This window comes from Klebsiella sp. RCJ4 (assembly GCF_009025755.1).
GTDB lineage: Bacteria > Pseudomonadota > Gammaproteobacteria > Enterobacterales > Enterobacteriaceae > Klebsiella > Klebsiella michiganensis.
Genome location: NZ_WCIN01000042.1, coordinates 1 through 13082 on the forward strand (window position 1 = coordinate 1; position 13082 = coordinate 13082).

The 13082-nt window shown below is 53.9% G+C and carries 15 protein-coding genes; 2 read left to right on the forward strand and 13 right to left on the reverse strand.

The features are described from left to right. From tuf to fkpA, 9 genes are all read right to left on the reverse strand, one after another. The coding region (gene tuf / locus F8562_RS20845) for an elongation factor Tu (protein WP_049077760.1) at positions 1-1139 on the reverse strand (1139 nt) is incomplete at its 3' end. Positions 1140-1209: 70 nt separating this feature from the next. Next, positions 1210-3324: an elongation factor G gene (gene fusA / locus F8562_RS20850; RefSeq protein WP_004115957.1), complete on the reverse strand. Its 2115-nt coding sequence runs from the start codon at positions 3322-3324 to the stop codon at positions 1210-1212. Between the two features lie 96 nt (positions 3325-3420). Then, a complete protein-coding gene (rpsG, locus tag F8562_RS20855; RefSeq protein WP_004106370.1) occupies positions 3421-3891 on the reverse strand; it encodes a 30S ribosomal protein S7 in 471 nt (156 codons plus the stop codon). 95 nt (positions 3892-3986) lie between these two features. Beyond that, on the reverse strand, positions 3987-4361 hold the full coding sequence (rpsL, locus tag F8562_RS20860) for a 30S ribosomal protein S12 (RefSeq protein ID WP_002920115.1): 375 nt from the start codon (positions 4359-4361) through the stop codon (positions 3987-3989). Between the two features lie 124 nt (positions 4362-4485). Continuing rightward, a complete protein-coding gene (gene tusB, locus F8562_RS20865) occupies positions 4486-4773 on the reverse strand; it encodes a sulfurtransferase complex subunit TusB (RefSeq protein ID WP_025107828.1) in 288 nt (95 codons plus the stop codon). A gap of 7 nt (positions 4774-4780) precedes the next feature. Next, entirely contained in the window at positions 4781-5140 is a 360-nt protein-coding gene (gene tusC / locus F8562_RS20870; protein WP_004854839.1) for a sulfurtransferase complex subunit TusC, read from the reverse strand. Then, positions 5140-5526 (reverse strand): sulfurtransferase complex subunit TusD, encoded by a 387-nt coding sequence (gene tusD / locus F8562_RS20875; RefSeq protein WP_004854840.1) that lies wholly within the window; start codon positions 5524-5526, stop codon positions 5140-5142. The genes tusC and tusD overlap by 1 nt, the downstream gene beginning before the upstream one ends. Then, a complete protein-coding gene (locus F8562_RS20880) occupies positions 5526-6248 on the reverse strand; it encodes a transcriptional regulator (protein ID WP_004106380.1) in 723 nt (240 codons plus the stop codon). Before F8562_RS20880 ends, tusD begins: the two co-directional genes overlap by 1 nt. A 166-nt stretch (positions 6249-6414) precedes the next feature. After that, positions 6415-7233 carry an FKBP-type peptidyl-prolyl cis-trans isomerase gene (gene fkpA, locus F8562_RS20885; RefSeq protein ID WP_014839670.1) on the reverse strand — a complete coding sequence of 273 codons (819 nt, stop codon included), beginning with the start codon at positions 7231-7233 and terminating at the stop codon, positions 6415-6417. Between the two features lie 222 nt (positions 7234-7455). Between fkpA and F8562_RS20890 the strand changes: the two genes are divergently transcribed. Then, positions 7456-7674 carry a protein SlyX gene (locus F8562_RS20890; protein WP_014227041.1) on the forward strand — a complete coding sequence of 73 codons (219 nt, stop codon included), beginning with the start codon at positions 7456-7458 and terminating at the stop codon, positions 7672-7674. A gap of 59 nt (positions 7675-7733) precedes the next feature. Here the strand turns inward: F8562_RS20890 and slyD are convergent, their stop codons facing one another. From slyD to kefG, 4 genes are all read right to left on the reverse strand, one after another. Further along, positions 7734-8321 (reverse strand): peptidylprolyl isomerase, encoded by a 588-nt coding sequence (slyD, locus tag F8562_RS20895; protein ID WP_014227042.1) that lies wholly within the window; start codon positions 8319-8321, stop codon positions 7734-7736. Between the two features lie 94 nt (positions 8322-8415). Next, positions 8416-8616 carry a YheV family putative zinc ribbon protein gene (locus tag F8562_RS20900; protein WP_004106389.1) on the reverse strand — a complete coding sequence of 67 codons (201 nt, stop codon included), beginning with the start codon at positions 8614-8616 and terminating at the stop codon, positions 8416-8418. A gap of 11 nt (positions 8617-8627) precedes the next feature. Beyond that, positions 8628-10433: a glutathione-regulated potassium-efflux system protein KefB gene (gene kefB, locus F8562_RS20905; RefSeq protein WP_014227043.1), complete on the reverse strand. Its 1806-nt coding sequence runs from the start codon at positions 10431-10433 to the stop codon at positions 8628-8630. Continuing rightward, positions 10420-10980 carry a glutathione-regulated potassium-efflux system ancillary protein KefG gene (gene kefG / locus F8562_RS20910; protein WP_004854856.1) on the reverse strand — a complete coding sequence of 187 codons (561 nt, stop codon included), beginning with the start codon at positions 10978-10980 and terminating at the stop codon, positions 10420-10422. Before kefG ends, kefB begins: the two co-directional genes overlap by 14 nt. A 175-nt stretch (positions 10981-11155) precedes the next feature. On the opposite strand from kefG, the gene F8562_RS20915 reads away from it, so the two are divergent. Then, entirely contained in the window at positions 11156-13060 is a 1905-nt protein-coding gene (locus F8562_RS20915) for an ABC transporter ATP-binding protein (protein WP_014839671.1), read from the forward strand. The last annotated feature ends 22 nt before the right edge of the window (positions 13061-13082 follow it).

Here is a 13082-nt window from a genome sequence, read left to right on the forward strand (position 1 = left end):
CCTTCACGGATTGCGAAACGCAGACCGTCGTCCATCGCGATCGGGTGGATCAGGGTAACAACCATTTTGATGTTGTCGCCCGGCATTACCATCTCTACGCCTTCCGGCAGTTCGATGGTGCCAGTCACGTCAGTTGTACGGAAGTAGAACTGCGGACGGTAGCCTTTGAAGAACGGAGTATGACGGCCGCCTTCGTCTTTGGACAGAATGTACACTTCAGATTCGAACTTGGTGTGCGGCTTGATAGAACCCGGCTTAGCCAGTACCTGACCACGTTCGATTTCTTCACGTTTGATACCACGCAGCAGAACACCAACGTTCTCACCAGCACGGCCTTCGTCCAGCAGTTTGCGGAACATTTCAACGCCAGTACAGGTAGACTTCGCAGTCTCTTTGATACCAACGATTTCAACTTCTTCGCCAACTTTGATGATACCGCGCTCTACACGACCGGTAACAACGGTACCACGACCGGAGATGGAGAATACGTCTTCGATCGGCAGCAGGAACGGCTTGTCAATCGCACGCTCTGGTTCCGGGATGTAAGAATCCAGGTAGCCAGCCAGTTCGATGATTTTCGCTTCCCAGTCTGCGTCGCCTTCCAGCGCTTTCAGAGCGGAACCGCGAACGATCGGAGTGTCGTCGCCCGGGAAATCGTACTGAGACAGAAGTTCACGAACTTCCATTTCAACCAGTTCCAGCAGCTCTTCGTCATCAACCATGTCGCATTTGTTCAGGAACACGATGATGTACGGAACGCCTACCTGACGACCCAGCAGGATGTGCTCACGAGTCTGCGGCATCGGGCCGTCAGTCGCAGCAACAACCAGGATCGCGCCGTCCATCTGCGCAGCACCGGTGATCATGTTTTTAACATAGTCGGCGTGGCCCGGGCAGTCTACGTGCGCGTAGTGGCGAGTCGGGGTGTCATATTCAACGTGAGAAGTGTTGATGGTGATACCACGAGCTTTTTCTTCCGGCGCGTTATCGATCTGGTCGAATGCGCGAGCAGAACCACCGTAGGTTTTAGCCAGAACGGTAGTGATTGCAGCGGTCAGAGTAGTTTTACCATGGTCAACGTGGCCGATAGTACCGACGTTGACGTGCGGTTTTGTACGTTCAAATTTTTCTTTAGACACGGCTATATTCCTTACTATAGTGCTCTCCCCTACTGGAGAGAGCACGGGACTTTGGTTTTAACCCTGCGGCTTATTTACCACGGGCTTCGATTACGGCCTGAGCAACGTTGTTCGGCGCATCATCATACTTCAGGAACTCCATGGAGTAAGAAGCACGACCTTTGGTCAGAGAACGCAGCTGAGTTGCATATCCGAACATTTCAGACAGCGGAACTTCAGCGTGGATCACAACGCCAGTCACGTTGGATTCCTGACCGCGCAGCATACCGCGACGACGGCTAAGGTCACCGATAACGTCACCAGTGTTCTCTTCCGGAGTTTCTACTTCAACCTTCATGATCGGCTCAAGCAGAACTGGTTTCGCTTTCTTAAAGCCATCTTTAAAGGCAATAGAAGCGGCCAGTTTAAACGCCAGTTCAGAGGAGTCAACGTCGTGGTAAGAACCGAAGTGCAGACGCACGCCCAGATCAACTACCGGATAACCAGCCAGAGGACCTGCTTTCAGCTGCTCCTGGATGCCTTTATCAACGGCCGGGATGTATTCGCCAGGAATTACACCACCTTTGATGTCGTTGATGAACTCATAACCTTTCGGGTTAGAGCCCGGCTCCAGTGGGTACATGTCGATAACGACGTGACCGTACTGACCGCGACCACCAGACTGTTTAGCGTGTTTACCTTCGATATCGGTAACTTTCGCGCGAATCGCTTCGCGGTAAGCAACCTGAGGTTTACCGACGTTCGCTTCAACGTTGAATTCACGCTTCATACGGTCAACGATGATGTCGAGGTGCAGCTCACCCATACCGGCGATGATGGTCTGGTTAGATTCTTCGTCAGTCCATACGCGGAAAGACGGGTCTTCTTTAGCCAGACGGCCCAGAGCCAGACCCATTTTTTCCTGGTCAGCTTTGGTTTTCGGTTCAACAGCGATAGAGATTACCGGCTCAGGGAATTCCATACGCTCCAGAATGATCGGCGCATTAGGATCGCACAGAGTGTCACCCGTAGTTACGTCTTTCAGACCGATAGCAGCAGCGATATCGCCCGCGCGAACTTCTTTGATCTCTTCACGTTTGTTAGCGTGCATCTGTACGATACGACCGAAACGCTCACGTGCAGCTTTCACGGAGTTCAGGATGGTATCACCAGAGTTAACCACACCAGAGTATACGCGGAAGAAGGTCAGGTTACCCACGAACGGGTCGGTAGCGATTTTGAATGCCAGAGCAGCAAACGGCTCATCATCGCTAGCGTGACGCTCAGCCGGAGTATCTTTACCATCGTCCAGGATACCGTTGATCGCAGGTACGTCAACCGGGGATGGCAGGTAGTCAACTACCGCATCCAGCATCGCCTGAACACCTTTGTTCTTGAACGCAGAACCACAGGTTACCAGGATGATTTCGTTGTTCAGAACGCGCTGACGGAGAGCAGTTTTAATCTCTTCTTCAGTCAGTTCTTCACCACCCAGGTATTTCTCCATCAGCTCTTCAGAAGCTTCAGCAGCGGACTCGATCAGGTTCTGGTGCCATTCTTCGGCCAGTTCCTGCATGTCTGCCGGGATATCTTCGTAAGTGAAGGTTACACCTGCGTCTTCTTCGTTCCAGTTGATGGCTTTCATTTTCACCAGGTCAACAACACCGGTGAACGCTTCTTCAGCGCCAATCGCCAGCTGCAGCGGAACAGGGTTCGCGCCCAGACGGGTTTTGATCTGACCAACAACTTTCAGGAAGTTCGCACCCATACGGTCCATTTTGTTAACGAACGCAATGCGCGGAACTTTGTATTTGTTTGCCTGACGCCATACGGTTTCAGACTGAGGCTGAACACCACCAACTGCGCAGTAAACCATTACTGCACCATCAAGCACACGCATGGAACGTTCTACTTCGATGGTGAAGTCAACGTGCCCCGGGGTGTCGATGATGTTTACGCGATGCGGTTCATACTGCTTAGCCATACCTGACCAGAATGCAGTAGTCGCTGCGGAGGTGATAGTAATACCACGCTCCTGCTCCTGTTCCATCCAGTCCATGGTGGCAGCGCCGTCATGAACTTCACCGATTTTGTGGTTTACACCGGTGTAGAACAGAATACGTTCGGTAGTAGTAGTTTTACCGGCGTCGATGTGCGCACTGATACCGATGTTACGGTAGCGTGCGATGGGTGTTGTACGAGCCATTTGATTCCTCGTTTATTTCTTTAGGCGTTCAGTTAAGTTATCCAAAACGGGCGACTTATCTGAAGCGCCCGCCTGGTGACTAATACTCCGAAGGGATTACCAACGGTAGTGTGCGAACGCCTTGTTGGCTTCTGCCATACGGTGAACGTCTTCACGTTTCTTAACTGCAGTACCTTTGTTGTCTGCAGCATCAGAAAGTTCGTTCGCCAGACGCAGAGCCATGGATTTATCACCACGTTTACGAGCAGCTTCAACGATCCAACGCATTGCCAGAGCATTACGACGAACCGGACGGACTTCAACTGGAACCTGATAAGTAGAACCACCAACGCGGCGAGACTTAACTTCTACAGTCGGGCGCACGTTGTCGAGAGCGACTTCGAAAGCTTCCAGTTCATTTTTACCAGAGCGCTGAGCCAGGGTCTCCAGCGCGCTGTATACGATTGCTTCTGCAGTAGATTTTTTACCATCTACCATCAGGATATTTACAAATTTAGCCAGCAGTTCTGATCCGAACTTAGGATCCGGCAGGATTTTACGCTGACCAATGACGCGACGACGTGGCATGGAAATACTCCGTTGTTAATTCAGGATTGTCCAAAACTCTAAGAGTTTAGTTTGACATTAATATAAAACGTTTGGCCTTACTTAACGGAGAACCATTAAGCCTTAGGACGCTTCACGCCATACTTGGAGCGAGCTTGCTTACGGTCTTTAACGCCGGAGCAGTCAAGCGCACCACGAACGGTGTGGTAACGAACACCCGGAAGGTCTTTAACACGACCGCCACGGATCAGGATCACGGAGTGCTCCTGCAGGTTGTGACCTTCACCACCGATGTAGGAGGTGACTTCGAAACCGTTAGTCAGACGCACACGGCAAACTTTACGCAGTGCGGAGTTCGGTTTCTTAGGAGTGGTGGTATATACACGAGTACATACGCCACGTTTCTGCGGGCAGGCTTCCAGCGCCGGCACGTTGCTCTTTGCAACTTTGCGCGCGCGTGGTTTGCGTACCAGCTGGTTAATTGTTGCCATTAAATAGCTCCTGGTTTTAGCTTTTGCTTCGTAAACACGTAATAAATCGCCTCATATAATATGAGGACGCAGAATTTTAGGGCGGTGCCGAAAAGGTGTCAAGAAATATACAACGATCCCGCCATTACCAGGACAACTGACCTGCATGTTTGACTGAAAGTCTGACGAAATCAGTATAGCTAACCCTGACGACACTGTCCGCAATTTGACCAGCCAGCCCGCGGGCTTCGATATCTTCTTGCAGAGCGTAGAGGGATATGGGGGCAGATTGCAGGATTTCAAGGAAACGGCCTTCCGCGAGAGCGGCGATAACGCCGTCCGACAGCAGCAGAAGATCGTCGCCCTCTTTTAGCAAACGGAGCATAGCCGCCATATCGGCGTGCCAGGGAGATGTGCTTAGCGTGTGGAGCATTCGAGCCTCAGAACCGCAGTATCACGTTAAAATCGTCAAGCCGGGCGCGCAAAGCCTCTGGCTCCAGCCATTCGCCATCAACAACCCACGGCGTGGCAGAATTCAGACCGCGCTCCCGTGCTGAAGCAGCGCAAATCCAGCACTGTTCGATATCGTATAGCGATAAGAGCTTAAAGGTGGAGATATAGTCGCGCGCCAGCACCGCTGCGGGGCGCTGCCCGGGAAGAAGCTGAAAGACGCCATCGCCCACGAAGAAAACGCCGATCTCTTCCGTCAGCGCGGAGGTTGCCAGCAGGGCGTCCAGCCCTTCCCTGCCCGACGCTGAACCATGAGGCGCAGACGAAAAAACAAAGGCTACGCGCTTCATCAGAACTGCACCATGCGATCGCAGGTTAACGCGGCTTCCGCCAGCGCGCCCAATCCGCTCAAGGTAAAGCCCGGCTGCAAATTATACCCAGGCAAATTCAGCTGCCGGGCTTCCTGTTCATCAGTGATTCCACGGCGTAACGCTGCGGCTACACAGATATGCAAGGAAACGGCGTGTTCGTCATGCAGCGTCTGCCAGGCCCGAACCAGATCAAATTCGTCGCTGGCGGGCGCCGTGAGCTGATTCGCGTTATAGACGCCTTCACGATAGAAAAAGATGCTGAGCAACTCGTGGCCTTCCTGCAAAACGGCGCGGGCAAACTGTAGTGCGCTGCTGGCCTGCTGGGTACCATAAGCGGGCCCCGTTACCGTAATGGCAAAGCGCATTACTTATCCAGCCCCTGGAAATCTCCACTTTTGAACTGACGAATGTAGAGATATACCGTGTGCTTAGAGATATTCAGCCGATCGGCCACCTGATTGATGGCATCTTTGATATCAAAAATCCCCTTCTCATAGAGGTTCAGGACGATCTGCCGATTTTTAGCGTTGTTAGAAACGTTACGGTCAGCGTTCACCTCTTCAATCGTGAACTCAAGCGTCTGGGCCACCAGATCGTCAACCGATGAAGCAAAGTTGACCTGGGAATTCACCTCCGTCGTTTCCGGCGGAATAAAGGTGCTCATGATTTGTGAGAAAGGGACATCAAGGTTCATGTTGATGCACAGCAGGCCAATGACCCGATGGTCACGGTTGCGGATAGCGATAGTGACCGATTTCATCAGCACACCGCTTTTGGCGCGAGTAAAATAGCATTTGGAAACGCTGCTATCGGCTCCAGTCATATCGTGCAGCATGCGCAGCGCAAGGTCGGTAATTGGCGAGCCGATTTGACGGCCGGTGTGTTCACCGTTGGCGATACGAATAGCGGAACATTTTAAGTCCTGCAATGAGTGCAATACGATTTCACAGTGGGAACCGATGAGCATCGCTAACCCGTCCACTACCGCTTCATAGGATTTAAGGATATCGAAGTCGGTCTGGTCAAAAGGACGTTGATCCAGCAAATCAAGCTCACTGGTCTCGTTGGTTAAAAGCGACCTGGACATGAAAAAAAGCACTCCTTTTCAGGAGCCTGTCGTTATCGTCAGGGCAGGCTCATCATCATTATTAATCTATCTAAAGTAATACAGCGCCTGAGGTTCTTTCCAGTTTTAATTATATCTGCCCGCAATAAAAAAACCGCCGCCCCTGGAGGCGGCGGCTTAAAACCGATTACTTCTTAGCGTCAGCGGCTGGCGCTTCAGCAGCGGCTTCAGGCTTGGCGTCCGCTTTCGGCGCCGGTTTAATATCCAGCAGCTCTACATCAAATACCAGAGTAGAGTTTGCCGGGATACCCGGTACGCCAGTTTTGCCGTAAGCCAGATCCGGTGGAATGACCAGCTGGATTTTACCGCCTTTCTTGATGTTCTTCAGGCCTTCGGTCCAGCCCGGGATCACGCCGTCCAGGCGGAAGGAAAGCGGCTCGCCGCGGGTATAAGAGTTATCAAACTCTTTACCGTCGATCAGCGTACCTTTGTAGTTGACGACAACGGTATCGCTGTCTTTCGGCGTTTCGCCGGTACCCGCTTTCTCGACTTTGTAGAGCAGGCCAGATTTAGACGTTTTCACGCCTTTCTCTTTGGCAAAGGCGTCACGGTAAGCTTTGCCTTTTGCTTCATTCTCAGCGGCGTCTTTTTCCATTTTCTGCTGAGCAGCAGTTTTTACACGTGTTTCAAACGTCTGCAGAGTCTGTTCGATCTCCTGATCGGACAGTTTGCTCTTATCAGCAAAAGCGTCCTGAACGCCGGCGATCAGCTGATCTTTATCTAATTTGATGCCCAGCTTTTCTTGTTCTTTCAGGGAGTTTTCCATGTAACGTCCCAGCGATGCACCCAGCGCATAAGCAGATTTCTGATCGTCATTTTTAAATGCCGATTTGCTGTCCGTTGCGGGTGCCGCTTTCGCTGTAGTCTCAGCAGCGAAGCTCAGCGGTGCATTCAGGGCGATGGCCATAGTGGTCGCCAGCAGCGTTACTTTAAACAGTGATTTCATCCATTTCTCCAGGGCCGGGGCATCTCACCCCAGGGTTATCGTAAAAAACAAAAAACGTACTATAGAACGTTGCAGAACAAATCAACATACAGACGTACCTGAATATCGCCTCATTTAGGACTATTTTTGTATAAATTAGTTTCCTGTCAGACGTAACGATGCTGCGCGGATGCTGAAACTTCAGTAGAATCCGCCCGCAGGATAAGACAGAAGAGGTTACTCATGCACAATAGCACTTTAGAGACTCGCCTTGCGGAGCTGGAGAGCAGACTGGCGTTTCAGGAAATCACTATTGAAGACCTCAACAAGACCGTCACCGCCCACGAGATAGAAATGGCGAGGATGCGCGAACATATGCGCCTGATGGTCGAAAAACTGAAAGCCACTCAGCCTTCGCATATGGCTTCACAGGCGGAAGAAACGCCCCCGCCGCACTATTAAGACGTAAAAAAAGCGGGTTTCCCCGCTTTTTTCTATTCCGCGACGCGAGCGCAGCGGAATTAGTGGCAGCCGCAGCCGCCGTTGCCGCCGCAGCCGCCTTTGCCATGTTCGTGGTCATGGTCATGGCCGTGGCCACCGCAGCAACCATCATGATCGTGGTCGTGGCCATGATCGTGCCCGTGAGCACCGTGTACATGACCATGCTCCAGCTCTTCCGCCGTTGCTTCGCGAATCGCGACAACTTCAACGTTGAACTTCAGATTCTGACCAGCCAGCATGTGGTTACCGTCAACAACAACGTGTTCGTCACCTACTTCGGTTATTTCTACCGGTACCGGACCCTGATCGGTTTCCGCCAGGAAGCGCATGCCAACCTGCAGTTCATCAACGCCCATAAATACGTCTTTAGGAACGCGCTGAACCAGGTTTTCGTCGTACTGACCGTATGCGTCGTTAGCGCCGACTTCGACGTCAAATTTGTCGCCAACGTCGTGGCCGTCCAGCGCGTTTTCCAGGCCGGAAATCAGGGAACCGTGACCATGCAGGTAGTCAAGCGGCGCGCTTACCGGAGACTCATCAACCAACACACCGTCTTCTGTACGTACCTGATAGGCCAGGCTGACCACCAGGTCTTTTGCTACTTTCATGATATCTCCTGAGCATGGGAAGAATAGTGGCGCAGATTGTAGCGGAATTCTGCACCCGTGTACCCTCTAGCTTAAAAAAAGCCGATAGATAACGCTAGTCCGGATGAAAAATGCCTATCACTTGCTCTTCTTTGCGAACATGCTCACGGACCTCTTTATCCGCCTCACGCATCTGATGACCGCACTTAACGCACTCAACAATATCGACATTATTCTCACGCCACATCGCCAGCGAATCCTGGGCCTGGCACGCCGGGCATTTCGCACCGGCGATAAAACGTTTACGCACAGCCATATCATTTACCTTTATTCAAATTCATCCCAGCCGTCTAACTGCCTGCTCTCTTTTTGCATCTCGCGCTGAAAAATCTCCTCCAGCTCGCGTCTGGCTTCCCGCACGCGGGATATCTGCAGGGTATCACTATGCACCGGCATTAACTCACGCAGCATCCGCATATCGAGGCGCCGAAAATGCAGCTGGGCGCGCTGCGCCTGATGGGGATGCATGCCGAGCGAGATAAGCGCTTTTCGTCCTAGCTCCAGCGCGCTGGAGAAGGTTTCGCGGGAAAACTGCGCCACTCCCGCCTGCAGCAACTCATGGGCCTCAACGCGTCCCCGCGCTCGCGCCAGAATATGGAGATGTGGAAAGTGTTGTTGACACATCTCCACCAGCTTCATGGTATCTTCCGGCTCGTTGCAGGTGATAACGATCGACTGCGCGTCTTCGGCTCCCGCCGAGCGCAGGAGCTCCAGCTGCGTCGCATCGCCAAAATAAACTTTATAGCCATATTTACGCATCAGATTGACCGCGCTGATATCGCGCTCCAGTACCGTAATACGCATTTTGTTCGCCATCAGCAGACGGCCAATCACCTGGCCGAAACGCCCAAAACCAACGATGATCACCTGCGGTTTGTCATCTTCAACCCACGGAGCCTCGCCCTCCTCTTCAGGTTGGTTCAATCGCCGCGAAAGGACTTTATCGATGAGCTTCATCAGCAGCGGCGTGGTCATCATCGATAATGTCACCGTCACCAGCAGCAGGGCCATCTGATCGTTTTGAAACAGGCGAAGCGAAGCGGGGAGTGAGAACAGCACAAAGGCAAACTCTCCCCCCTGGCTCAGCACGCCGGCAAACTGCACCCGTTCAGAGCTGCGCAGGCCATAAACCCGTGCCAGAAGATACAGGACGAGACCTTTTACCGTCACCAGTATCGCGACGCTGGCCACAACCCACAGTAAATGGGTATAGAGCACCCCAAGGTTCAGCGCCATGCCAACGGAAATAAAGAACAGCCCGAGGAGAAGCCCTTTAAACGGCTCAATGGCGATTTCCAGCTCGTGGCGATACTCGCTCTCTGCCAGCAGGACGCCGGCGATAAAGGTCCCCAGCGCCATCGACAAACCGAGCGCATCCATAAACAACGCCGATCCGAGAACCAGCAGTAGCGTCGCCGCGGTGAAGACCTCCCGCACGCCGGATCCGGCGATAAACCGAAATACCGGCCTCAGCAGATAACGACCGCCAACCAGCATTCCGCCGAAGGCCAGCACCTTCATCCCGATGGTGAGCCAGTTAAAATGGTCGTCACCTGACCCTGCGAGCAGGGGAACCAGCGCCAGGGCCGGGATCACGGCCAGATCCTGAAACAGCAGTACGGAGAAGCCCAGCTGCCCGGACTCGCTGCGGCTCATGCCTTTCTCCCGCATCAGCTGCAGCGCCATCGCGGTGGAAGACATCGCCAGCCCAATTCCGCCAACCACCGCAGCGCGCCATGAGAAGTCGCTAAGCATGAGCAAACCGCCAAGTATCAGCGCGCTGAAGGCGACCTGAGCGGCCCCGACGCCGAAAATGGAGCTTCTCAGCCGCCACAGCTTGGACGGATTCAACTCCAGTCCGATGATAAACATCAGAAAGACGACGCCTAATTCTGAGAAGTGAAGAATTTCATCCACATCGCTGATGAAGCCTAATCCCCAGGGGCCGATGGCGATACCGGCCAGCAGATACCCGAGCACGGCACCAATACCCAGCCTCGCGGCCAGCGGCACCGCCACTACGGCGGCAAACAGAAATAACACCCCGGCCAGCAGTAAATCAGCTCCCGCCATTTGGACCTCCCGCCGTTACAGGGTTAGCCAGCCAATCGCGGTAGGCGCGAGCGCGGCTTTTCAGATCGTCGGGTGATTGCCGACGCGCCCAGTAGACGATAATCGGGCTCATCCAGTGCATGCGGCACATACCGGCAGTCAGTTCGAAAGGGCGGAGGATATCATTCATCGGATAACGATGGGCATCGCGCCGGTAGGCGCTCTCCGGCTCGCCGGTAGTAATGACGCTACGCCAGTACTTTCCCGCCAGCTGATTCCCTCCCGCCCCGCTGGCAAAGCCGCGGCTGAGCACCCTGTCCAGCCACTCTTTCATCAGCGCCGGGCAGCTCCAGGTATAGAGCGGATGCTGGAAAACAATCACCTCATGCTGGCGCAGGAGATCCTGCTCGCAGGCGATATCGATAAAAAAATCCGGATAGTGCGCGTAGAGATCGTGCACGGTCACATTCGACAACTGTAAGGCCGGTTCAAGCAAAACCCGGTTGGCCACGGAATCCTGAGATTCTGGGTGGGCATACAGCAGCAAAACTTTCGCTGTCTGAGACATCTTTCCCCTCCCGAACGTCTTCTGGCGGCCTGTGCAGCGGCTGCGTCCCGACGCAACCAGAATGACTTTGTGTATCATCTTCATTTTGGGCTACCATTGCGGCCCGGTTGAGCGATTCGCTCGACACTACATTATCATAATGACAAATTAACATAGTCAGAACATACGGCGCCTTATGATTGTTTTCTCCTCCTTACAAATTCGTCGCGGCGTACGCGTCCTGCTGGACAACGCTACCGCCACCATCAACCCAGGGCAAAAAGTCGGCCTGGTGGGTAAAAACGGCTGCGGTAAATCCACGCTGCTTTCGCTTTTGAAAAACGAGATTAGCGCCGACGGCGGCTCAATGACCTTCCCCGGCAGCTGGCAGCTGGCCTGGGTTAATCAGGAAACACCTGCGCTTGCGCAGCCGGCTATTGACTATGTTATTGATGGCGATCGCGAATTCCGCAAGCTGGAGGCGGACCTGCACGAAGCCAACGAACGTAATGACGGCCATGCCATCGCGACGGTCCACGGTAAGCTGGACGCCATCGACGCCTGGACCATCCGCTCGCGTGCGGCCAGCCTGCTCCACGGGCTCGGTTTCAGCAACGAACAGCTTGAAAGACCGGTGAGCGACTTTTCCGGCGGCTGGCGTATGCGTCTCAACCTCGCGCAGGCGCTGATTTGCCGTTCCGATCTGCTGCTGCTTGATGAACCGACGAACCACCTCGATCTCGACGCGGTCATCTGGCTGGAGAAGTGGCTCAAAGGCTACCCGGGGACCCTGATACTGATCTCCCACGATCGCGATTTTCTCGATCCGATCGTCGACAAAATTATCCATATCGAACAGCAAACGATGTTCGAGTACACCGGCAACTACAGCTCATTTGAAGTGCAGCGCGCGACCCGTCTTGCGCAGCAACAGTCGATGTATGAGAGCCAGCAGCTGCGCGTCGCGCATTTGCAGAGCTACATCGACCGTTTTCGCGCTAAAGCCACCAAAGCTAAACAGGCGCAAAGCCGTATCAAAATGCTCGAGCGTATGGAGCTCATCGCCCCTGCCCACGTTGATAACCCGTTTCACTTTAGCTTCCGCGCGCCGGAAAGCCTGCCCAATCCCCTATTGAAAATGGAAAAGGTCAGCGCCGGTTATGGCGAGCGCGTGATTCTCGACTCAATCAAGCTGAATCTGGTTCCCGGTTCGCGCATCGGTCTGCTGGGGCGCAACGGGGCCGGTAAATCGACGCTGATAAAACTGCTGGCCGGCGAGCTACAGCCGCTGCAGGGTGAAATTGGTCTGGCGAAAGGCATCAAGCTTGGCTACTTTGCCCAGCATCAGCTGGAGTTCCTGCGCGCCGACGAATCCCCGCTGCAGCATCTTGCCCGTATTGCGCCGCAGGAGCTGGAGCAGAAGCTGCGCGACTATCTGGGCGGTTTCGGCTTCCAGAGCGATAAAGTCAACGAAGAGACAAAGCGTTTCTCCGGCGGCGAGAAAGCGCGCCTGGTGCTGGCGTTAATCGTCTGGCAGCGGCCTAACCTGCTGCTGCTTGATGAACCCACCAACCACCTCGATCTCGATATGCGCCAGGCGCTAACCGAAGCGCTCATTGATTTTGAGGGCGCGCTGGTGGTGGTTTCGCACGACCGTCATCTGATTCGCTCCACCACCGATGACCTTTATCTGGTGCACGACAGCAAAGTCGAACCTTTCGATGGCGATCTTGAAGACTATCAGCAGTGGCTGAGCGACTCGCAAAAGCAGGAAAGCCAGACATCGGAAGATCCAAAGGAAAACGGCAACAGCGCCCAGGCGCGTAAAGATCAGAAACGCCGGGAAGCCGAGCTGCGTACGCTGACCCAGCCGCTGCGCAAAGAGATCGCCCGACTGGAAAAAGAGATGGAGAAGTTCAACGCGCAGCTGGCGCAGGCGGAAGAGAAGCTGGGCGACAGCGAATTGTACGATCAAAGCCGCAAAGCCGAGCTCACCGCGTGTCTACAGCAGCAGGCCAGCGCGAAGTCCGGGCTGGAAGAGTGTGAAATGGCCTGGCTGGATGCCCAGGAGCAGCTGGAGCAGATGCTGCAGGAAGGCTAGCGACAATATGCCATACGTGAAG

Bases quoted from the DNA above. Each gene is read 5' to 3' on its own strand.
- fusA (WP_004115957.1), bottom strand. From the start codon at position 3,324: ATGGCTCGTACAACACCCATCGCACGCTACCGTAACATCGGTATCAGT.
- rpsG (WP_004106370.1), bottom strand. From the start codon at position 3,891: ATGCCACGTCGTCGCGTCATTGGTCAGCGTAAAATCCTGCCGGATCCT.
- rpsL (WP_002920115.1), bottom strand. From the start codon at position 4,361: ATGGCAACAATTAACCAGCTGGTACGCAAACCACGCGCGCGCAAAGTT.
- tusB (WP_025107828.1), bottom strand. From the start codon at position 4,773: ATGCTCCACACGCTAAGCACATCTCCCTGGCACGCCGATATGGCGGCT.
- tusC (WP_004854839.1), bottom strand. From the start codon at position 5,140: ATGAAGCGCGTAGCCTTTGTTTTTTCGTCTGCGCCTCATGGTTCAGCG.
- tusD (WP_004854840.1), bottom strand. From the start codon at position 5,526: ATGCGCTTTGCCATTACGGTAACGGGGCCCGCTTATGGTACCCAGCAG.
- F8562_RS20880 (WP_004106380.1), bottom strand. From the start codon at position 6,248: ATGTCCAGGTCGCTTTTAACCAACGAGACCAGTGAGCTTGATTTGCTG.
- fkpA (WP_014839670.1), bottom strand. From the start codon at position 7,233: ATGAAATCACTGTTTAAAGTAACGCTGCTGGCGACCACTATGGCCATC.
- F8562_RS20890 (WP_014227041.1), top strand. From the start codon at position 7,456: ATGCACAATAGCACTTTAGAGACTCGCCTTGCGGAGCTGGAGAGCAGA.
- slyD (WP_014227042.1), bottom strand. From the start codon at position 8,321: ATGAAAGTAGCAAAAGACCTGGTGGTCAGCCTGGCCTATCAGGTACGT.
- F8562_RS20900 (WP_004106389.1), bottom strand. From the start codon at position 8,616: ATGGCTGTGCGTAAACGTTTTATCGCCGGTGCGAAATGCCCGGCGTGC.
- kefB (WP_014227043.1), bottom strand. From the start codon at position 10,433: ATGGCGGGAGCTGATTTACTGCTGGCCGGGGTGTTATTTCTGTTTGCC.
- kefG (WP_004854856.1), bottom strand. From the start codon at position 10,980: ATGTCTCAGACAGCGAAAGTTTTGCTGCTGTATGCCCACCCAGAATCT.
- F8562_RS20915 (WP_014839671.1), top strand. From the start codon at position 11,156: ATGATTGTTTTCTCCTCCTTACAAATTCGTCGCGGCGTACGCGTCCTG.